The organism is Bradyrhizobium sp. AZCC 1610 (genome assembly GCF_036924515.1).
GTDB lineage: Bacteria > Pseudomonadota > Alphaproteobacteria > Rhizobiales > Xanthobacteraceae > Bradyrhizobium.
The window spans coordinates 3,234,230-3,253,351 of the sequence record NZ_JAZHRR010000001.1 but is presented as its reverse complement, the minus strand read 5'-3'; the positions used below and the strand labels follow the sequence as shown (position 1 = coordinate 3,253,351).

The following is a 19,122-nucleotide window of genomic DNA, read 5'->3' as shown; positions in this document are numbered from 1 at the left end:
ACGGCAGACGTTACGACAACTTGCCGACGGACTTTTCAAGCAGCTCCCAGGCCAGGTCGCCGTATTTACCTTTCCATTCCGCATAGAAGCCGGCGGAGCGCAGTTTGTCGCGGAACGGCGTCACGTTGGGCTGGTTGAAGGTCAGGCTCTTGCTGGCCAGTTCCTGTTGCAGCCCGGCATTCAGCTTGGCGACGTCCTCGCGCTCCTTGACGGCCGCTGCATTGATGTTCTTGGCGACGATGGTCCTGATATCCTCAGGCAGCTTTTCCCAGGCGCGCCGGTTCGCCAGGAACCAGAACCCATCCCACATGTGGTTGGTCAGCGAACAGAACTTCTGGACTTCGTACAGTTTCGCCGTCGAGATGATCGCCAGCGGATTTTCCTGGCCCTCGACGATCCTGGTCTGCAGCGCGGAGTAAACTTCGCTGAAATTGATCGAGGCGGGCGCTGCATCGAATGCCTTGAACATGGAGGTCCAGAGCGGCGACACCGGCACGCGGATCTTGAAGCCCTTGAGGTCATCAGGGCCGTTGATCGGCTTGGTCGACGACGTGGTCTGCCGGAAGCCGTTGTCCCAGATCTTGTCCATCACCACGAGGTTCGCCTTGGTGATCTCGCCCCGGATATGGGCTCCCAGGCCCCCGTCCATGGCCTTCCAGACCGTGTCGTAGTCCGGGAACGCAAAGCCGATGCCGCTGATCGATGCCGCCGGCACCAGCGTGGCCAGAATCAGGCCTGACAGCGTGAAGAACTCGACGCCGCCCGAGCGAATTTGGCTCAACATGTCGGTATCGGAACCGAGCTGGTTGTTCGGGAAAATCTGCAGGTCGAACCGGCCGCTGGTCTCGGCCTTGATCGCCGCCGCCATTTCCTTGGCGCGGGCGTTCATGGGATGTCCGTCAGGAAGATTATTGGCGTACTTGTAGGTAAATTCCGCGGTCTGGGCCCGCGCCACCAACGGCGCGCCAATGCCGCCCAAAACCGCTGACGCAGCGGATGCCTTGAGAAGCGTGCGTCGTGAAAAACTCATTGGGTTCTCCCTTGAGGGTTGTTGTTCTTGCGATGCCCCGATGTCGCGAGTCATCAGCGTGCTCGCGCTTATTGCAGCGTCCGCACGCGGCGGCAACACAGGCTTTGGCGGATCAGGATTGCTTGGGCCAAACGAACGCTCGTACGGTCGCGAAGCTGGCCTGGTTTGCTAGAAGATCCGCCTAAATATCTGATCTAATTGTAGATATAGATATTCCATAATATACCTTATGCGAATTACGGATATTCAGCTTGGATATCGTGCCCTGTCATTTCGGGTTCGATCTGAGTCATTGGTGCTCTATTTTGAGTCTGCCTGGATTTACGGCGCCCTGTGCACTTCAGGTCTAGGAATTTCGCAGCAGAATTTGCTCGACGTTAGATTGAGGGAACTCAACGCGGAAGCAGCGGACCGAGAGGTCCCAGGTCGATATTCAGGTCCTCGGCGGCGAGCCCGAAGTGCTCCCGCAGGCGCGATATGCGGTTGTCTAGAAGCATCAGCGTCATGCCAACGCGCTCCTCCTCCGCTTCGGTCAAGCCGCCCTCGTCGACACGACGAAGCGCCTGTCGCTCCACGAGCTGACGCAGCAACTCCACGACGGTGAGCACCAGGCGGGCCAGATCTCGTTCGACCGTGTCAGGCGCCATCGAAATGCGCTGGCGCGGCCCCGGCTCATGTCCAGCGACGCCGGCGCTCACTGGTCTCGCTCCGCTGCGCCAGATCGCGTGGTCTGGCCGAGCGACGTGATCAGAGCGCGAAGCGAGATCTGCACCATGTCGATGTCGGCGATCGCCAGCGTGATGTCTCCGGCCAGCACGATGCCACCCGCCAGGAGCCGGTCGAGCAGGTCGACTAGTGCGACCTCTCGGGCCGGGAACGCGGCGGGGCTCACGTGCGCTCCTCGCTGGCGGCGAACGAATAGGGCGGCCAGGGGCCCGTGATCTCGAGCGTCACGTGCGGATTTTCGGCGCCCAGCCGCTGTGCACGGGCGGCGAGTTCTTCGGCGCGCCCGGCATCCACCAGGTAGGCTGCGTTGAATACATTTTCGCCTGAAGCAGCGGACAGCTCGGCGCTCTGCGTTCGGTGTAGGCGGCGATCGACGGCAAGCCCGGCGAGAACGGCGTCCATCTGCTCGGCCGCAGTGGTTGCGCGCCGCCACGCGTGCTGGCGTCGATCGCGCTGCTCGCGGCGGTTGCGCAGGTAGTCCCTGCCCGCGCACGCCGATCCGGACCCGTCGGTTTTCTCAGCCACGGACATGGCGCCGGCAGATGCGCCCGCGTGCTGCACGTAGATCTTCACCCCCACCTCCACGCGGCGCGCGAATCGATCCAGCGTCTCGCGGAAGCGCCGGTACTCCCGGCGTAGCAACTGCGCAACGCGGTCGTCGGTGCGGTGAACGGTCGCGAGGCGGAACGGCAGCGTTGGTGTGCACGCGGCAACCGCCGCCACGACCCTGTGGTGCGCACGTGCGATCACCTCTAGCTCCGCCAGCGTCTCCAGCCTGGCTCGCAGCGCGGTCTCGTCGGCGTCGGCAGGTGCAAGCGGACTAACCACGGCGACCAGGTCTTGGTGGCGGACCAGGTGGATCGCGGCGCCGTCGACGCCGACGAGACCGGCCGCCTGGGTTGGATTGAACGGGCGCGCGACCGCGTATGTATAGCTCGCCGTGCTCATCGCCGTGCCTCCAGAGTGGCGGTTTGCAGCGCCCTGATCTGCTTACGCAACCGCGCGTTCTCGGCCGCGAGCTGCCGCGGCCGAGGCTGGGAAAGCGCCGGATCGCGCTCCCACCAGTCGATCCCCATCGCCTTGGCCTTGTCCACCGACGCGACCAACAGCCGGAGCTTGATGGTTAGAAGCTCGATGTCGAGCAGGTTGATCTTGATGTCGCCGGCGATGATCAGCCCCTTGTCCAGAACCCGCTCCAGAATGTCAGCCAGGTTCGGCGAAGCACCCTGGCGTCCGTGCCACTCCATCATGCGATCAGATTCAATCATGCGATCATTCCTCACTTTCGTCCCTCGTCCAGCCGGTCGAGGAGCTCGTCCTCGCGTCGATCGAATTCCTCGGCATCGATCAACCCTTCATCCAGTTGCCGCGAAAGCTCGGCCAGCTCGCGCCGGATGGCTGCCGGGCCGCAATGCTGTTCGGCAGCGGCGTCGACGACCCGGTCGATGGTCCACAGCGCGAAGCGGGCCGGCGCGAGCGGCAGCAACAAGATATGCGACAGTAGTCCCACCGCCACGGCCCCTCACACGTCCGCTTCGTTGCCGACGAAGCTGTAAGGCGGCAAGGGCCCGTACAACTCGACGCTTGCGTAGCCGGGCAGCTCGCGGCGCAGCGGCGACAGGGCACCGTCGAAGTCCGCCCGGGCGCCGGACGCCACCAGGAACGATACGTTGACGAAGCAACCGTCGACCGGCGGGCCCCGACGTATCTGCGCGGCATGTGGTTGCAGGCGGGCGATGACCTGGCCTGCGTCACGCGCGCGCCGCTCCGCAACGGCGGCGGCCACGTGCTCGCCGAACGCCACCTTGTCCTGGTGGCGGCCGCCGTCTGCGGCGCGAAGTGCGTGATTCCGCGCACGTAACTCGTCGTTCTGAAGCAAGAGGTCGCGGAGAAGGGCTTCCTCCGCATGAATGCCTTTGACGTTGAGCTCGACATGGCCATCGATCCGGGACAGCAGTTCGCTATAGCGACGCGCCCCCGATCGAAGCTCCGTCTGCACGGCCTCGTCGTCGGGCGCGACCATCCCGAACCGCATCGGCAGCACGGTGCCGGCTGCGTAGATCTGTCCGATGATCGCATCGTGCTTCACCAGATCGCGCCGCTTCGCGCGCAAGTTCTCCGGCGCGTCGCTAACCACCGCGACGAGATCCTGCTCGCGCACGAGCCGGAGGGCGGGAGCGTGCTCCCCCATCCCCACCGCCCCTTCGAGCGGTAGTGGGTGGGAGGCACGCGTGACACAGTAGACGTAGCTACTCATCAGTCATCCTTTCCGTTGCGTCAGCCGATTTCCGTGCGCGGCCGGCCGGGTAGCTCGAGCGGCAGCGCGTCGCCGGGCAGCGAGCGGCCGATCTGGGGGCTGCTGCCGGTGAGTTCGAGGCGGCCACACATCTCGGCGAAGCGCAGGTAAGCATCGACGCCGGCCACGACGACGCGCGCATCGATGGTGACCACCTCGAGGCCGATCACCGACACGCGCACGAACACGTCGATGACCAGCCCGCGGTCCAGGATCAATTCAACGACTTTGTACAGCTCGCCCGACAATCTGCCCCCGTTTGCTTGAGGCGTTTGAGTCATTGCTATTCCAGTCATACGGTTTGCTCCTTCCGGAAAACACGATTTGTCCTTCCGGAAACTGATACGCGCATGGCTTCGGATGAGTTTCAAAACGAGGACGTAAGCCGCGTCGCCTCGCGCTGCCGCATGCGCTCGCCGCCAATTTTCACTGTCAGCGCAAAGGGTTTCCGTGGGGCCTTCAGCAGTCGGACGGAGTATTCGGGGCATCGACGCGATGCGACGACCTAGCACGTCAGGTCGGTCGCGAAGTCATGCCAGATCGCAGCGAGCTATCGCGCCAGCTCCCTACAGGTGCAGGCTCGCGCAGGATGGCTAACTCCTCGAAGCTGTCGAAGTCGGAGGACAGCCCGTTGGACCCTACAACCGCCGATCACTGCCCTCGCCCGTAGTCCGGCATCCAAGGCAAGGCTGGCATGCCGTTTTCGCTTATCGGCTGAGTTGAGCGGAAGACGAAGCGGCTTTGGCATTTGGTTGTGGGCACGTTGCCTGGCAACATCTAGTTAGCGCGCTTGCGGCCCGCCACAAAAGCAAGCGCGCGCTCAGGCTCGCGAGCTGATTGAGCTGGCGACTGGTCCGTCTACCGGATCGGCAACCTTCACCGCATCGTGAAGGCACGCTCAGGGCGAGGCTTGAGCATCAACAGCCTCTCAAGTTGTTGTTACCTTCGAAAGCAGGACCGGAGTTGCCGCCAGAAGCAGGCGCTTCTGATCGAAGGCGTTGGACTCGTTTCTTGCCGGGACTGGCAGCGCTTGTCGTCCCGCCAATTCGCAATTCCTCGGCGGGCCCGCCACTCTGCCGCGCCAGCAAACGTCAATCGAAGATTTGGACGTCACAGACAAAGCAATGCCGATATTCAAACCTGTCTACGAAAGGAGAGCACAATGAGCGATCTGGTCGTTCTCGGCTTTGATGGACTGCACACCGCAGATGAGGTGCTCAACAAGCTGCGGTCTCTGCAGAAGGAGTACCTCATCGATCTCGAAGATGCTTGCGTCGTTGAACGCGAGAAAGGCGGTAAAGTCTACCTCAAGCAAGCCGTCAGCCTAACGAAAGTTGGCGCGGCCACCGGCGGGACCACCGGCGCCTTGTGGGGAGCGCTTGTCGGTCTCCTCTTCCTGAATCCACTCGCCGGAATGGCGCTCGGTGCAATTGCTGGTGCCGGCATGGGCGCTTTATCAGGCTCTCTCACCGACTTCGGAATCCGTGATGACTTCATCAAGAAGCTCGGAGAGACGATTCCGGAAGGATCCTCTGCGCTCTTTGTGCTCTTCAGGAAAGTCACCGAAGACAAGGTGCTGCCGGAGATCGAACCATTCAAGCCGCGCGTGCTTCGAACTTCCCTCTCGACCGATGCGGAGAAGAGGCTCACGACCGAGCTAAGCAAGGCGGCGTGAGTCGAGGAAACAGCTAAGGCACTAGAAGAGGCTCGCGCTGCTAAACTACGGATTGGCAGTTCGAGCTATTTCGATCTGAATTTTAGTTCTTGATCACATGGAGGCGGGCATGAACACCCGGGCCGTATGCGGCGCTTTGATCATGAGCGGATTGGTGGCGGTCGCTGCACCTTCAAATCTGTCCCTGGCTCAATCGACTGACACCGGCGTGTCCGCGCCAAAGGATACCGGCGCATCCGCCCCAAAAAGTGCCACGCCAAATACGAATATGAACCCGACGAAACACCGGTATTGGCGTCAGCGCGGCGGAAGGCATCCGCACTATGGCAGCCGACGCGTTCGTACCTAGGCACAGGCGTCACTTGGGCGGCGTTTCTCGGGGAAACTACCGGGGCGCCCTAGCGTTTCTGCGATCGAGGCTCAGACGCAGCCGGAAACGACAGCCAGCGTTCGTCAATCTGCATTGGAGCTCGCCGATTTCATCGCTGGTAGGAACCCCGCTTCCCACTCACAATGCGGCTCCAGGCGAAACACAAAGCCCCGAGGCCGGTTGGTTCAAGCCGGCCGCAACGGAGGTCCTTATCATGCAAGAGCGCGTCAGTCGCCCGACCGAATCTCGCGCCATTCCATTTGACACCGCCAAGCTCGATTCCCTTATGGAAGCGGCTGGACTCGATATCCTGGTCGCAACGTCCAAGCACAATGTCCAATACCTGCTCGACGCGGAGCGCGCGATCTTCTTCGACTACATGGACGCGCTCGGCGTCAGCCGGTACTTGCCGGTCGTGATCTATCCGAAGGGCGCGCCCGACAAGGCGGCCTATGTCGGGCACCGGCTGGAAACGCACCAGCGGGCCGTGGCGCCACTTTGGGTTCCGCAAGTCCGCACCGAGGGCAACGGCTCGGTGGATGCCGTTTCGCTGGCGGCAGGCCTGATCAAGAGCGCGGGCGTACCGATGAAGCGCATCGGCGTCGAAATGCCGTTTCTGCCGATGGATGCCGGCAAGGCCCTCTCGGACGCCCTGCCCGATAGCGAGATCAAGGATGCGCTGTTGGTGCTCGAGCGCCTGCGTGCCGTGAAGTCGCCGGCGGAGCTGGCCAAGCTGAAAAAGGCCTCGGAACTGGTGATCGAATCCATGAACGAGGTGATCGCAAATCACGGCCCGGGCACCACCAAGCAGCAGCTTTTCGACGCACTGAGGATCGCAGAGGTCAAGCGCGGATTGACTTTCGAGTATTGCCTGCTGGCCTGCGGCGCCAGCCACAACCGGGCGCCTTCCGCCGACCGCTGGGAGACTGGCGACGTGCTGTCGCTGGATTCCGGGGGCAACTATCACGGCTATATCGGCGATCTGGCGCGGATGGCAGTGCTGGGCGAACCGGACAGCGAGATCAAGAACCTGCTGGCGGAAATCGAAGCCATCCAGCGGGCCGCATTCGCTGCAGTTCGGCCAGGCGCGATGGGCGGCGAAATCTACGCCGCGGCCGAAAAGCTGCTGGCACAGTCCAGCCAGCGCGACTGCACCGAATTTCTGGCGCACGGCATGGGGCTGGTCAGCCATGAGGCCCCTCGCCTGACTGCCAAGGGTCCGATTCCCTACGACGACCCGGACGCGCGCCGACCATTGGAGCCCGGCATGGTGGTGTCAATCGAAACGACAATGAAACATCCCGTGCGCGGCTTCATCAAGCTGGAGGACACGGTTGCCGTGACACCAGCAGGCTACGAGATCTTCGGCGAAGGCAGCCGCGGTTGGAACATCGGCGGGATTGCACGGGCACGCTGAAGCCGGAAGCTACCGCCCCTTAAACCGCGGTTTTCGCCTCTCCAGAAACGCCGCGACCCCTTCCTTGTGATCCTCGGTCATGCTCGCCAGCGCGAACTGATCGACGTCCATGTGACTGGCGAGATCGTCGAGCACGTGGGCCAGGCGGTTAACCGTCAGCTTGGTCATGGCTACCGACAGCGGCGGCTGCGCAGCGACCTTGGTGGCGAGCGCCATCGCGGCGTCGAAGGCCTTGCCGGGATCGGCCAGCTCTTCCACCAGACGCCATTCGTAAGCTTCGGTGGCCGAGATGCGCTGGTCGGCCAGGATCACGGCCTGCTTGGTGCGGGCCGGTCCCATCAAATGCAGCATCCGCGGCACGCTTTGCCAGCTCATGTTCATGCCAAGCCCGATCTCGGGCACGCGCATGTGGGCGTCTCTGGCCATCACCCGGAAATCCAGCGCGACCGCCAAAGCCACGCCCCCGCCGACGCAAAATCCCTCGATGGCGCCGATCGTAATCTGCTCCATGTCCTGCCACGCCCGCGTCAGCCGCGGTCCAAGTTTCAGGTGCCGGCGCAGTGCACCGAGATCCATGGACTTGCGGGACCGGCCTTCCGGATCTTTCAGGTCGAAACCCGCGGTGAACGATTTGGCGCCGCCGGTCAGCACCACGACCGAGGTCGCGCCGTCATCCTCAAAGCTTCGGGCGGCGTCCGTGAGCTGGCGCAACGCCTCCGGCGATAGCGCATTGATGCCGTCGCCGCGGTCGAAACGCACGACCGCGATGCGGCCATCCGGCCCGAGACCCTTTTCGATCTTTACAAATTCAGCCAATGCGTTGCCTCCCTGCCTGTCATTTTTCCGAACTCTAGCTCAGAAATAAATTTGGCGAACCAGTATCCTTCGCCGGTTCCCATTCGTCCTGTTCGAGAAAGCCGCATCCGCTTCGCGTGGAGTGGATCGAACAGGGAGCATTTTGCAGATGGGATCGTCATATCGCTGGGTGATCGTCGGCGTGGGCACGCTGATGACGTGCGTCGGCATCGGCGCAATGTTCTCACTCGCCGTGTATCTGGAGCCGATGTCTGCGGAAACGGGGTGGTCGCGCGCCGGAATCTCGGGCGCGATGACCATCGACTTTCTTACGATGGGGATCGCCGGCTTCGCGTGGGGGGCCGTCAACGACCGGTTTGGTACGCGTCCCGTCGTTTTGAGCGGCGCCCTGCTCCTCGGCCTGGGCCTGTTTCTCGCCAGCCGCGCGACCTCCCTGATCGAATTCCAGCTCACCTACGGAATTCTGGTCGGCCTCGCCGCGGGCGCGTTCTTCGCGCCGATGATCGCCGCCGCAACCCAGTGGTTCGATAACAACCGCAGCCTCGCCGTCTCGCTGGTGTCCGCTGGCATGGGCGTCGCACCGATGACGATCTCGCCATTCGCGCGCTGGCTGATCTCGACCTACGACTGGCGCACCGCGATGATGACCGTTGGCCTGATGGCGTGGGCCTTGCTGATCCCGGCGGCGCTGTTGGTGCGGCAGGCGCCGGAGGCAACGCCGTCAGGTGCGGCTGCAAAGGGCACTGCCGGCGATCCCGGGGCCGAATGGTCCGTCGGCAGCGCGCTGCGCTCGCCGCAGTTCCTGGTGCTGGCGCTGACCTTTTTCGCGTGCTGCGCCGCGCATTCCGGACCGATCTTCCACATGGTGAGCTACGCCATGCTTTGCGGCATCCCGGCAATGACCGCGGTCAGCATTTACAGCGTGGAAGGCCTGTCCGGGCTGGGTGGCCGCCTCCTCCTCGGCATCCTCGCTGATCGGCTCGGCGCAAAGCGCGTCCTTGTCTGCGGCCTCCTGGTGCAGGCGCTCGCGATCGGGACCTATCTCTACGTCAGCAAACTGGGCGAGTTCTACGCGCTCGCGATCGTGTTCGGGACCGCCTATGGCGGCGTGATGCCGCTGTACGCCGTGCTCGCGCGCGAATATTTCGGGCCGCGGATCATGGGAACGGTGTTTGGCGCCGCCACCATGGTATCGAGCCTCGGCATGGCGTTGGGCCCGTGGGCTGGCGGCATGATCTTCGACACCTTTCATGACTATCGCTGGCTCTACATCGGCGCGCTGAGCGTCGGTCTCGGCGCCATGGCGATGGCACTCACCTTCCCGCCGCTCCCGTCGCGATCGCGCGAACGGCTGCAGCCGGCTTGAGTGCCGGCCTACAGATGACCCGTGCGATGGTGCTCCGGCTTGCCGCCGGGCACCGGGAAACGGATCGTGGTGCCGAGCGTGATCCAGTTGGCGTTCTCGCCCGAGATGTTGCGGCCGTAGATTAGATCGACCGAGAAAATCTCGTTCGGCCGGTAACGCACGCCGGTCTGAAACCGCGGCTGTACGACGCTAGGCGTATCTGACTGGCCCGCCTGCCCAAAGGCTTCGATCGTCCATTGCAAGGTGTCGGTGAATTTCCAGTCGAAGCCGATGCCGTAAGTCAGATAGTGGCTATCGACACTGCGGTCCCACAGCCAGCCGCCATTGATGTTGATCCGCATCGTGTCGCTGAGCCGGTACGTCGCGGGGATCACCGCGAAGGCGGAGCGGTGTTCCCCAGTCAGGGCGTCGAAAGAGCCGCCGGCGTAAATCGAAAAGCCCAGCTTGCCGATCCCGGTGGGCACAATGTTCGTCTTGGCCTTCGGCTGGATCGCGTTGCTCCATTCGCCATCGCTGCGCGCGCGGCTGGTGAGCGTGCTCAACTCAACAGGCTGGAATGGATTGACTACGCAGGACGGATTGGCGACCGCCGTAAAATCGGTGTTGGAAGCCGACGACAGCCAGCTCTCGACCTTGCACGAGCCGGCCTCGCCAATGTCGGCGGCATCGACCGCATAGGCCCCGTTCGCCGCCCGTGCCTCTTCCGCCGGCAGCCCGGCCAAGATGACCGCGGCCGCCGCTGTTCCGGCGCACCCTGCCCTGATCCCCATCGGCAAATGCTAGCAGAGTCTCTGCCTCGACATAGCCCGGATTTTGCGCCTATCCTGACCGCATGAGCGAGCATGACCACGACCATCATCACCACGATCACGATCATTCCGAACTCTCGGAGACCGAGCTGCGCGTGCGCGCGCTGGAATCGATCCTGACCGAGAAGGGCTATGTCGATCCGACGTCCCTCGATCTCCTGATCGATCTCTACGAGAAGAAGATCGGACCTCGTAACGGCGTTCGCGTAATCGCGAAGGCCTGGAGTGATCCGGCCTATCACGCCCGGCTGATCAAGGACGCAACGTCAGCGATCGCCGAACTCGACTATTCCGGCCGCCAGGGCGAGCATATGGTGGTGGTCGAGAACACGCCTGAGCAGCACAACATGGTCGTGTGCACGCTGTGCTCCTGCTATCCGCACCCCGTGCTGGGATTGCCGCCAGTCTGGTACAAATCCGCGCCCTATCGCTCGCGCGCCGTCTCCGATCCGCGCGGCGTGCTGAAAGATTTTGGCGTGACGCTGCCGGACACCACCAGGATCCGGGTCTGGGATTCCACGGCCGAGATCCGCTACCTCGTGCTGCCGATGCGGCCTGAGGGTACCGAAGGCTGGAGCGCGGAACAACTTGCCGAACTCGTGACCCGCGACAGCATGATCGGCACGGGGCTGCCGAAACAGCCGGGCGAGACCGCCTGATGGACGGCGCGCATGACATGGGCGGCGCCAAGGGCTTTGGCCCGGTTGTAGCAGAGCCGAACGAGCCGGTGTTTCACGGCGACTGGGAGCGCCGCGCCTTTGCGCTGACGGTCGCGATGGCGCGTCCGGGCGGCTGGAACATCGATATGTCGCGGTTCGCCCGCGAGAACCGACCGCCCGAGGACTATCTCAGCAAGAGTTATTTCCAGATTTGGCTGGCTGGGTTGGAAACGCTGATGATCGAGCGCGGGCTGGTGACGCGCGAAGAGATCGAGGCCGGCAAGGTGCTGTCGCCGCCAAAGCCCGGCGTCACGCCGATCGCTCCAAATGAGGTCACGCCGGCGATCCGGCGCGGCGGCCCGACCGAGCGCGAGGCGAAGCGGCCTGCGATGTTCGCGGTCGGCGAGACTGTGCGGATGAAGGACATCCACCCGGTGACGCATACGCGGCTGCCGCAATATGTCCGCGGCCATCTCGGCACCATCGAGCTCAATCATGGCTGTCACGTCTTCCCCGACACCAATTCGCTCGGCAAGGGCGAGGATCCGCAATGGCTCTACACCGTGCGTTTCGACGGGCCGGAATTGTGGGGCAAGGACGCCGACCCGACGCTCAGCGTCTCCGTCGACGCCTGGGAATCCTATCTGGAGCGCGTGTGATGAATCTGACCCCGCAGCAGGCGATGCGCGCGGCCGTCGCTGTCCCCGGCGTGCCCCGTGACGAGGACGGCCCGGTGTTTCGCGAGCCGTGGGAGGCGCGCGCCTTCGCCATGGCGCTGGCCCTGCACGAGGCCGGCGTCTTCACCTGGAAGGAATGGGCGGAGACACTGGGCGCGCAAATCAAGCGCGCGCAAGCCGAAGGCGATCCCGACACCGGCGAGACCTATTACCGGCACTGGCTCGCCACGCTGGAAACGCTCGTCGCCGCCAAGGGCGTCGCGACGTCGGATCTCCTGCACCGCTACCGCGACGCCTGGGACCATGCCGCCGATCGCACACCGCACGGCGCGCCGATAGAACTGACAGCGGAGGATTTCGGCTAAAACGCGCGTGATCGTGCGCCCCTGTCTACTCATCATCATGGGTCCGCAGATGCGGCTTGGGTAAGACAGACGGGTTATCTGCGACTCTTGGCTGCCGCTTCAAGAAATTGGAGCATCTGACGCCACGCATCGGCACCAGCCTCGGCATCGGCCCTCGGAGTCCCTCCCTGCGCATACATAAGGCCGGCAAAGCCTTCGGCCTTGAAGCCGATGGTGTTCGTCGTTCTGGGTCCATAGGGCAACAGAATGAGATGACCGGCGCCTTGATATTTCAGATGATGGAATGGAAATTTGAAACTATTTGTTTTCAGACGGTTCATGGCGATTTCGGCAAGAAGCCACGATGGCCACATCTGGTCGTCAGTTCCCGACACCAACAGGATGGGTCCGCGAATATTTTCGACAGGGATCATGGCGCGTTCGACGGCACCTACATCACGGAGATGATTGAGGTAGATCGGCGTATATGCCCTGGGTTTTCCAGGCTCCTGTGCCGGGATTGGTTCAACGCTATCATTGTTCTGTTGCAGGTAGGGCAATGGCTTGCCGCGGAACGTCCATGATGCAGCTGGCCGCGAGTCGGCTTTCTCCGCTAGTCCAATTGGCCCGAAGATGACGCCGCTCGGTACCCAAGCACTCACGGCATTGATATCCGGAAAAGTGGCGCCGAGCAGTAGAGCAAGTTCGCCGCCGCGCGACGGGCCCCAAACGGCCAAAAAACCCTCGCGCAGCCAGGATTGCGCTCGCATCCAGCGAATCGCATTCTCAAAATATTCCAGGGGAATATTGACGAGTCCGCGCGGCAGACCGGGCTCGGCAAAATACGCCAGGTTGAACGCGGCGTAGCCGCGCGATGCCAGCATCGCGCCGGTAGTTTCATCTATGCCTCCGCCGCCACCGTGAACGATGAGAACCGAAGGGTGCGGGCCCTCACCTGGCGGAAGAAACAGAACGCCGACCAAGCCATCTGTGCGAATGACTTGCCGGGTAATCCCTGGGCCGGCCGAGCGGCGCGTGATAGTCAGTTCGGCCCGCTGACCATTAAGACCGACGGCCTGAACATCGATGAAGGAAGGTTGCATGATCCAGCCATCGGGAAGCGGCGAGCTACGAGGCACAACGCGTTCTGCGGACCAGATCAGTCCCATGGCGGCAATGCCTTCGTAACTGCCTGATATCGGAGCCTGTTGCGCGACAGCGACCCGGCCTTTGTGGTCGGTGACGAAGGTCGCCTCAGCCCGCCAACGCGAGTGACTCGGAAAAATTTGGGTCGCCGCAAGGGTGACCGGCTGACGCGGCGCAAATCCCTTGAGCTCGATGGCGAGAGGTACATCCATCAGCGCATCAGTATGGTCGACGACGATCATGGGCGACGTTTCCGATTTACTGCCGTCTGGCAAGCTGATTGCTGCTGCGGCTATGATGCCGTGAAGTGCAAAAGAACGCCTGTCGAGTCCGCCTCCTCTTCGCATTTGGCTCCTCATTGCATACGCGCCGTCAGGTCAGCGTCAGCATGCACTCCTACCTGTGATTGTAAATGGCTCGAACGCCAGCCAGGACATCAATTGAATGATCCGCCGATCCCCCGCCGGCAACTGATACGATCAATACACGACTGGCCCGAGCCGCGCTTGATTGAGCGAGTGCCGCTACGGGGCTGCCTTGCCTCGAAAAGCCAGTGCGCGCGGACCGGCATTCCCTGCTCCCTCTGTTTTTGAGGGACAACGTCATGCAAAGCTCGGGCGTATCGCGCCGCGAGAAGGCGAACGCACATACTCGAAACAGGATCGAAGTTCTCACCACGTCATTGCGAGCCAACGGGTCGCGCGAATGCGCACCCGATGACAGACTCCACGAAGCAATCCATCAAGCCGCGCACATGCAGGTATCTAAAAGTTCAGTGAACGAAGCTGTGCCCGCTCCCTCACATTTCCGCGTACTCCCGCCAACCCTTCGCCCGCAACGCGCAGGCCGGGCATTCGCCGCAGCCATAGCCCCAATCGTGCTGCGCGCCGCGCTCGCCGAGGTAACAGGTATGGGAGTGCTCGCGGATCAGATCGACCAGCCCTGCCCCGCCGAGTTCATGCGCGAGTTTCCAGGTCGAGGCCTTGTCGAGCCACATCAGCGGCGTATGCAGTTCAAAGTTCTTCGCCATGCCGAGATTGAGCGCGGACTGCAGCGCCTTGATGGTCTCGTCGCGGCAATCCGGATAGCCGGAATAATCGGTCTCGCACATGCCGCCGATGATGTGACGGATGCCACGCCGGTACGCCAGCGCCGCCGCGAAGGTGATAAACACCAGGTTGCGGCCGGGCACGAAGGTGTTGGGCAGACCGTCCTCGCCCATGGCAATGGCGACATCGCGGGTGAGCGCGGTGTCGGAAATTTCGGCCAGTGTCGGAATTTCCAGCGTATGGCTCTCGCCGAGTTTTGCCGCCCAATCCGGGCGCAGCGATTTCAGGCCCGACAGCAGCCGGTCGCGGCAGGCAAGTTCGATGGCGTGGCGCTGGCCGTAGCTGAAGCCGAGCATTTCGACGCGGGCAAAGCGCTGCAGCGCCCAGGCCAGGCAGGTGGTGGAATCCTGCCCGCCGGAGAACAGCACCAATGCGGTTTCGGAACTGAGTTGTTCATTCATGGCCTGCCCTTATCACTCCCCGATCCACAGGCCAATCGGCTCAAATGCGCGGCAAAGCGGCTTGTTCCGCTGGGATCGCTGCACGCAATGCGGCATAAGGCAGGAAGCGCCAAGCCTTGAAAGCAAGCCTTCGGAAATCACATGAAACCTTCCCGCGATATTTCACGCCTGATCGAGGTCATGGCCGCCCTGCGCACGCCGGTGACAGGCTGTCCGTGGGATCTCGATCAGAATTTTGCGACGATTGCGCCCTACACCATCGAGGAAGCCTATGAGGTCGCCGATGCAATTACCCGTGGTGACCTCGACGATCTCCGCGACGAGCTTGGCGATCTGCTGCTGCAAGTGGTCTACCACGCCCGCTTGGCCGAGGAGCAGAACGCGTTTGCCTTCGGCGACGTGGTCGAGGGGGTGACACGCAAGATGATCCGGCGGCATCCGCATGTGTTTGGCGACGAGAACGGTGTCGTTACATCAGGCCACGTCGCGGAGAATTGGGATCGCATCAAGGCAGAGGAGAAAGCCGAACGCGCCGCGCGGCGGCCGCCGGAAGAGATTTCGCACAAATCGCTGCTGTCGAACGTCAAGGCCGGCCAGCCGGCGCTGACGCGGGCGATGGAATTGCAGCGCAAGGCGTCCACCGTCGGCTTCGACTGGAACGATCCTCGCGCGGTACTGCACAAGATCCGCGAGGAAGCCGACGAGATCGAGGCGGCGTTGGATCGTGGCGATACTGAGGAACTCGCCGCTGAGACCGGCGATCTCCTGTTCGCGCTGGTCAACCTGGCGCGACATGTCGGCGCCGACCCGGAATCCGCGCTGCGCGGCACCAACGCCAAATTCGAGCGGCGCTTCGCCTATATTGAACGTGCGCTGGCAGCCAAGGGCCGTTCGCTGGAGCAGGCCTCGCTGGAGGAGATGGACGCGCTGTGGAATGCGGCCAAGGGCGAGGAATAAATCCCACCCGCTATCGGACGTGATGCGGCACGGCGTCGAACCTGGAGACCACGATGTCGCGCTTGGTCTCGTCGACGCGCACGGTCATGTCGAAGCGGCCGTCGTGGAGCTCCTTGTTGAGCACTTCGGCATTGCGATGCAGCCAGCTGATGCCGGCGCCATCGGAAGCATCGATCGACAGATCGAGCGTCGTGCGCGTCGCCGCCAGCCGATCCTCGATCGCGGTCAATAGCTCATTGACGCCCTCGCCCGATACGGCGGAGACCAGGAAACAGGGGTGCTCCGCCGGACGGCGCGCGGCGATATTGCGCAGGTTTTCGCGTTCCTCGGGATCGAAGCGATCGATCTTGTTCCAGACTTCGAGGATGCGCGCGCCGGCGTCCAGATCAATTCCGAGCTGGCGCAGCACGGTGTCGACGTCGCGCTCCTGCGCCTCCGCGTCTTCATGCGAGATATCGCGGACGTGGAGAATGATATCGGCCTCCAGCACCTCTTCCAGCGTGGCGCGAAACGCCGCGACGAGTTGCGTCGGCAGGTTCGAAATGAATCCGACAGTGTCCGACAGCATCGCCTTGCCGCCATGCGGCAGGCTCAGCGCGCGCAGCGTAGGATCCAGTGTCGCAAACAGCATGTCGGCCGCCTGCACGTCGGCACGCGTGAGCCGGTTGAACAGCGTCGACTTGCCGGCGTTGGTATAGCCGACCAGCGCCACCACGCGGTACGGCACACGCTGCCGGCCGGCGCGATGCAGCCGCCGCGTCGCCTGCACCTTCTTCAGTTCATTTTCCAGCCGCGCGATGCGGTCGCCGATCAGGCGTCGGTCGGCTTCGATCTGGGTCTCGCCGGGGCCGCCCATGAATCCGAATCCGCCGCGCTGGCGCTCCAGATGGGTCCAGGAGCGCACCAGCCGGCTGCGCTGATAATTGAGATGCGCCAGTTCGACCTGCAGCGCGCCTTCCTTGGTCTTGGCGCGGCGACCGAAGATTTCTAGGATCAGGCCAGTGCGGTCGAGCACCTTGGTGTTCCACGCCTTCTCGAGATTGCGCTGCTGGATCGGTGACAGCGCGCAATCCATCACCACAAGTTCGATATCGTGGCCCGCGATCAGGCCGGTGATCTCCTCGACCTTGCCCTTGCCGAGATAGGTCGCAGGCCTGATCTGGCTGATAGGCGCAATCAGCGCATCGGCGATCGTGAGGTCGATGGCGCGCGCCAGACCCGTCGCTTCCTCGAGCCGGGCCTCGGAGTCGCGCTCGACATCGCTCGCCTGCGCATCGGCATCGCCGCGGCGCATTCGCAAGTAAGGGCCGATGACGATCACCCGCCCGCTTTGCTTACCCCCCGCCGACCGCGGACGATCGGCACTCCCTTTACGTTCAAGGGGTTCCAATCAGTTCACTCTCACGCCGGTGCATCCTCGCCGCCTTCGAACAACTGAATCGGAGCCCCCGGCATGATGGTCGAGATCGCATGCTTGTAAACAAGCTGCGAATGACCGTCGCGCCGAAGCAGCAAGCAGAAGTTGTCAAACCAGGTAACAATCCCCTGCAGTTTCACTCCGTTGACCAGAAAAATCGTTAGTGGCGTTTTCGTTTTACGAACGTGATTAAGGAAGGTGTCTTGTAGATTTTGTGCGCGGTCTGCCGCCATTGTTTTTGTCCCGCCGTCTCGTGCTTCTTTTTGTTAAGCCGGTTGTTGCTCTCTCACGGAGCCTGCCCCGACTCGCCGGCGTCCCCTGAGATCCCCCTCCGGTCGGCTCGGCAGCACGATTAGAGGGTACGCGCGGTTTTAAGGCAAGCCGGTTCGGGCCCCGCCTAGCAGGAACCCAGTGGCCATTCTCCGTAAAAGTGCGGAAAGAGATAAATATTCCAAAGCAAGTGCATGGATCGGCTCAAAGCGAGCGAGATGAGCCGCAGATTCCGGAACGTACGGAACAAGCGATTCACTCAAGTCTCAGCCAACCCCAAGCGCCTTGAGCTTGCGGTGTAGCGCTGAACGCTCCATACCGACGAATTCGGCGGTGCGCGAAATGTTGCCCGAGAACCGGCTGATCTGCGCGATCAGGTAGTCACGCTCGAACACTTCCCGTGCCTCGCGCAGCGGCAGTCCCATGATGTGCTCGCCATTGTTGCTGGTCGGCATCGCCGGCACCATCGAACCCACATCCTGCGGCAGCATGTCGGCGGTGATGATCGCTTCAGGACCGCCGCCGGCCAGAATCATGACGCGCTCGACATTGTTGCGGAGCTGGCGGACGTTGCCGGGCCAGACATGCGACTGCAATACCGCCATTGCGTCCTGGCCGATCTGCCGCTTCGGCAAGCCCGTCGCCGCCGATATCTGGTCCATGAAATAGTCGATCAGTTCGGGGATGTCCTCGCGGCGTTCCGACAGTGGGGGGACGCGGATCGGCACCACCGACAGCCGGTGGTAGAGATCCTCGCGGAATCGCCCTTCCGATATTTCTTCCTCCAGGTTGCGCGCAGTCGAGGAGACGATGCGAACATCGACATGGATCTTGCCGGTGCCGCCCGCGCGCTGAAAGGTCTGATCGACCAGCACGCGCAGGATCTTGTTCTGGGTCTCGCGCGGCATGTCGGCGATTTCGTCGATGAACAGCGTGCCGCCGTGGGCCTCCTCCAGCGCGCCCGGCTTGCGCGCCTGCTCGCCGTTCGACTGCTCGATACCGAACAATTCGACTTCCATCCGCTCCGGAGTGATCGCGGCGGCGTTGATGACGATGAACGGTCCTTCTGCACGGCTCGATGCATTGTGCAGCGTGCGCGCGGCCAGTTCCTTGCCCGAACCGGAGGGGCCGACGATCAGGATGCGGCTGTTGGCCTTGGCCGCCCGGTCGATGGTCTGGCGCAACTGATTCATGCAGGCGGAGCGGCCGGTGAGAACGCTCGCGGTGGGAGCGAGTTGCTTGAGTTCCTTCACCTCGCGCTTGAGGCGTGAGGTTTCCAGCGCCCGCGTCGCCACCAGGATCAGCCGGTCGGACTTGAACGGCTTTTCGATGAAGTCATAAGCGCCGCGCTTGATCGCAGCCACCGCGGTCTCGATGTTGCCATGGCCGGAGATCATCACCACGGGAACGTCGGCGTGATCCTTCTTGATCTGCTCGAGCAATTGCAGGCCGTCGAGCTTGGAGCCCTGCAGCCAGATATCGAGAAACACCAGATGCGGACGGCGGTTGGCGATCTCGGCCAGCGCCGAATCGCTGTCGCGCGCGGTACGGGTCTTGAAGCCTTCGTCGTCCAGGATGCCCGCAACGAGGTCACGAATATCGGCTTCGTCGTCGACAATCAGAATGTCACTGGCCAT

At 62.8% G+C, this 19,122-nt stretch carries 22 protein-coding genes; 7 read left to right on the top strand and 15 right to left on the bottom strand.

The genetic code is table 11. The features are described from left to right. Nucleotides 1–10 precede the first annotated feature (10 nt). The 8 genes from V1279_RS16080 to gvpJ all read right to left on the bottom strand — a co-directional run bounded on the left by V1279_RS16080 (nt 11) and on the right by gvpJ (nt 4,300). Nucleotides 11–1,030, bottom strand: coding sequence for a TRAP transporter substrate-binding protein (locus V1279_RS16080; protein ID WP_334437509.1), 1,020 nt, complete (start codon nt 1,028–1,030; stop codon nt 11–13). 392 nt (nt 1,031–1,422) lie between these two features. Beyond that, nucleotides 1,423–1,728, bottom strand: a complete 306-nt coding sequence (locus tag V1279_RS16075) for a gas vesicle protein K (protein WP_275188756.1) — start codon at nt 1,726–1,728, stop codon at nt 1,423–1,425. Then, nucleotides 1,725–1,922, bottom strand: a complete 198-nt coding sequence (locus V1279_RS16070) for a gas vesicle protein (protein ID WP_334437507.1) — start codon at nt 1,920–1,922, stop codon at nt 1,725–1,727. Before V1279_RS16070 ends, V1279_RS16075 begins: the two co-directional genes overlap by 4 nt. Next, nucleotides 1,919–2,704, bottom strand: a complete 786-nt coding sequence (locus tag V1279_RS16065) for a GvpL/GvpF family gas vesicle protein (protein ID WP_334437504.1) — start codon at nt 2,702–2,704, stop codon at nt 1,919–1,921. The genes V1279_RS16070 and V1279_RS16065 overlap by 4 nt, the downstream gene beginning before the upstream one ends. Beyond that, on the bottom strand, nt 2,701–3,024 hold the full coding sequence (locus V1279_RS16060) for a gas vesicle protein (RefSeq protein WP_334437502.1): 324 nt from the start codon (nt 3,022–3,024) through the stop codon (nt 2,701–2,703). The genes V1279_RS16065 and V1279_RS16060 overlap by 4 nt, the downstream gene beginning before the upstream one ends. An 11-nt stretch (nt 3,025–3,035) precedes the next feature. Then, nucleotides 3,036–3,266 (bottom strand): gas vesicle protein GvpG, encoded by a 231-nt coding sequence (locus tag V1279_RS16055; RefSeq protein WP_334437500.1) that lies wholly within the window; start codon nt 3,264–3,266, stop codon nt 3,036–3,038. Nucleotides 3,267–3,278: 12 nt separating this feature from the next. Then, nucleotides 3,279–4,013, bottom strand: coding sequence for a GvpL/GvpF family gas vesicle protein (locus tag V1279_RS16050; protein ID WP_334437498.1), 735 nt, complete (start codon nt 4,011–4,013; stop codon nt 3,279–3,281). Nucleotides 4,014–4,033: 20 nt separating this feature from the next. Beyond that, nucleotides 4,034–4,300, bottom strand: a complete 267-nt coding sequence (gvpJ, locus tag V1279_RS37830) for a gas vesicle protein GvpJ (RefSeq protein WP_442894777.1) — start codon at nt 4,298–4,300, stop codon at nt 4,034–4,036. A 914-nt stretch (nt 4,301–5,214) separates the two neighbouring features. Here gvpJ and V1279_RS16040 point away from each other — a divergent pair. After that, entirely contained in the window at nt 5,215–5,727 is a 513-nt protein-coding gene (locus tag V1279_RS16040) for a DUF1269 domain-containing protein (RefSeq protein WP_334375443.1), read from the top strand. Nucleotides 5,728–6,311: 584 nt separating this feature from the next. Continuing rightward, on the top strand, nt 6,312–7,514 hold the full coding sequence (locus V1279_RS16035) for a Xaa-Pro peptidase family protein (RefSeq protein ID WP_334437495.1): 1,203 nt from the start codon (nt 6,312–6,314) through the stop codon (nt 7,512–7,514). Between the two features lie 9 nt (nt 7,515–7,523). Here the strand turns inward: V1279_RS16035 and V1279_RS16030 are convergent, their stop codons facing one another. Further along, the gene (locus tag V1279_RS16030) at nt 7,524–8,330 is read right to left on the bottom strand and encodes an enoyl-CoA hydratase/isomerase family protein (protein WP_334437492.1); all 807 of its coding nucleotides are present in this window, start codon (nt 8,328–8,330) and stop codon (nt 7,524–7,526) included. Between the two features lie 148 nt (nt 8,331–8,478). Between V1279_RS16030 and V1279_RS16025 the strand changes: the two genes are divergently transcribed. After that, a complete protein-coding gene (locus V1279_RS16025; RefSeq protein ID WP_334437490.1) occupies nt 8,479–9,696 on the top strand; it encodes an MFS transporter in 1,218 nt (405 codons plus the stop codon). Between the two features lie 8 nt (nt 9,697–9,704). On the opposite strand, the gene V1279_RS16020 is transcribed toward V1279_RS16025, so the two are convergent. Next, nucleotides 9,705–10,466 (bottom strand): hypothetical protein, encoded by a 762-nt coding sequence (locus tag V1279_RS16020; protein ID WP_334437488.1) that lies wholly within the window; start codon nt 10,464–10,466, stop codon nt 9,705–9,707. Nucleotides 10,467–10,528: 62 nt separating this feature from the next. On the opposite strand from V1279_RS16020, the gene nthA reads away from it, so the two are divergent. From nthA to V1279_RS16005, 3 genes are read left to right on the top strand one after another with little or no spacing between them, the layout of a single operon-like run. Beyond that, on the top strand, nt 10,529–11,164 hold the full coding sequence (gene nthA / locus V1279_RS16015) for a nitrile hydratase subunit alpha (protein ID WP_334437486.1): 636 nt from the start codon (nt 10,529–10,531) through the stop codon (nt 11,162–11,164). Further along, complete coding sequence (nthB, locus tag V1279_RS16010) at nt 11,164–11,823, top strand: nitrile hydratase subunit beta (protein ID WP_334437484.1); 660 nt, start codon at nt 11,164–11,166, stop codon at nt 11,821–11,823. Before nthA ends, nthB begins: the two co-directional genes overlap by 1 nt. After that, entirely contained in the window at nt 11,823–12,206 is a 384-nt protein-coding gene (locus V1279_RS16005; RefSeq protein ID WP_334437481.1) for a nitrile hydratase accessory protein, read from the top strand. The genes nthB and V1279_RS16005 overlap by 1 nt, the downstream gene beginning before the upstream one ends. A gap of 74 nt (nt 12,207–12,280) precedes the next feature. Here V1279_RS16005 and V1279_RS16000 read toward each other — a convergent pair whose 3' ends face one another. Both V1279_RS16000 and queC read right to left on the bottom strand, forming a co-directional pair. Then, nucleotides 12,281–13,573: an acyl-CoA thioesterase/bile acid-CoA:amino acid N-acyltransferase family protein gene (locus V1279_RS16000; RefSeq protein ID WP_334437479.1), complete on the bottom strand. Its 1,293-nt coding sequence runs from the start codon at nt 13,571–13,573 to the stop codon at nt 12,281–12,283. A gap of 557 nt (nt 13,574–14,130) precedes the next feature. Then, on the bottom strand, nt 14,131–14,841 hold the full coding sequence (gene queC / locus V1279_RS15995; protein WP_334437477.1) for a 7-cyano-7-deazaguanine synthase QueC: 711 nt from the start codon (nt 14,839–14,841) through the stop codon (nt 14,131–14,133). A gap of 141 nt (nt 14,842–14,982) precedes the next feature. Between queC and mazG the strand changes: the two genes are divergently transcribed. Next, entirely contained in the window at nt 14,983–15,798 is an 816-nt protein-coding gene (gene mazG / locus V1279_RS15990; protein ID WP_334437475.1) for a nucleoside triphosphate pyrophosphohydrolase, read from the top strand. 10 nt (nt 15,799–15,808) lie between these two features. Here the strand turns inward: mazG and hflX are convergent, their stop codons facing one another. The 3 genes from hflX to ntrX all read right to left on the bottom strand — a co-directional run bounded on the left by hflX (nt 15,809) and on the right by ntrX (nt 19,122). Next, nucleotides 15,809–17,092, bottom strand: a complete 1,284-nt coding sequence (gene hflX / locus V1279_RS15985) for a GTPase HflX (protein ID WP_442894890.1) — start codon at nt 17,090–17,092, stop codon at nt 15,809–15,811. A 107-nt stretch (nt 17,093–17,199) separates the two neighbouring features. Continuing rightward, nucleotides 17,200–17,448 (bottom strand): RNA chaperone Hfq, encoded by a 249-nt coding sequence (gene hfq, locus V1279_RS15980; protein WP_006020546.1) that lies wholly within the window; start codon nt 17,446–17,448, stop codon nt 17,200–17,202. A 303-nt stretch (nt 17,449–17,751) separates the two neighbouring features. After that, a complete protein-coding gene (gene ntrX / locus V1279_RS15975) occupies nt 17,752–19,122 on the bottom strand; it encodes a nitrogen assimilation response regulator NtrX (protein WP_334437472.1) in 1,371 nt (456 codons plus the stop codon).

Bases quoted from the DNA above. Each gene is read 5' to 3' on its own strand.
- V1279_RS16020 (WP_334437488.1), bottom strand. From the start codon at position 10,466: ATGGGGATCAGGGCAGGGTGCGCCGGAACAGCGGCGGCCGCGGTCATC.
- queC (WP_334437477.1), bottom strand. From the start codon at position 14,841: ATGAATGAACAACTCAGTTCCGAAACCGCATTGGTGCTGTTCTCCGGC.
- V1279_RS16035 (WP_334437495.1), top strand. From the start codon at position 6,312: ATGCAAGAGCGCGTCAGTCGCCCGACCGAATCTCGCGCCATTCCATTT.
- ntrX (WP_334437472.1), bottom strand. From the start codon at position 19,122: ATGGCCAGTGACATTCTGATTGTCGACGACGAAGCCGATATTCGTGAC.
- nthA (WP_334437486.1), top strand. From the start codon at position 10,529: ATGAGCGAGCATGACCACGACCATCATCACCACGATCACGATCATTCC.
- V1279_RS16060 (WP_334437502.1), bottom strand. From the start codon at position 3,024: ATGATTGAATCTGATCGCATGATGGAGTGGCACGGACGCCAGGGTGCT.
- V1279_RS16025 (WP_334437490.1), top strand. From the start codon at position 8,479: ATGGGATCGTCATATCGCTGGGTGATCGTCGGCGTGGGCACGCTGATG.
- nthB (WP_334437484.1), top strand. From the start codon at position 11,164: ATGGACGGCGCGCATGACATGGGCGGCGCCAAGGGCTTTGGCCCGGTT.
- V1279_RS16065 (WP_334437504.1), bottom strand. From the start codon at position 2,704: ATGAGCACGGCGAGCTATACATACGCGGTCGCGCGCCCGTTCAATCCA.
- V1279_RS16040 (WP_334375443.1), top strand. From the start codon at position 5,215: ATGAGCGATCTGGTCGTTCTCGGCTTTGATGGACTGCACACCGCAGAT.
- V1279_RS16000 (WP_334437479.1), bottom strand. From the start codon at position 13,573: ATGATCGTCGTCGACCATACTGATGCGCTGATGGATGTACCTCTCGCC.
- V1279_RS16050 (WP_334437498.1), bottom strand. From the start codon at position 4,013: ATGAGTAGCTACGTCTACTGTGTCACGCGTGCCTCCCACCCACTACCG.
- V1279_RS16080 (WP_334437509.1), bottom strand. From the start codon at position 1,030: ATGAGTTTTTCACGACGCACGCTTCTCAAGGCATCCGCTGCGTCAGCG.
- hfq (WP_006020546.1), bottom strand. From the start codon at position 17,448: ATGGCGGCAGACCGCGCACAAAATCTACAAGACACCTTCCTTAATCAC.
- hflX (WP_442894890.1), bottom strand. From the start codon at position 17,092: ATGCGCCGCGGCGATGCCGATGCGCAGGCGAGCGATGTCGAGCGCGAC.
- mazG (WP_334437475.1), top strand. From the start codon at position 14,983: ATGAAACCTTCCCGCGATATTTCACGCCTGATCGAGGTCATGGCCGCC.
- V1279_RS16005 (WP_334437481.1), top strand. From the start codon at position 11,823: ATGAATCTGACCCCGCAGCAGGCGATGCGCGCGGCCGTCGCTGTCCCC.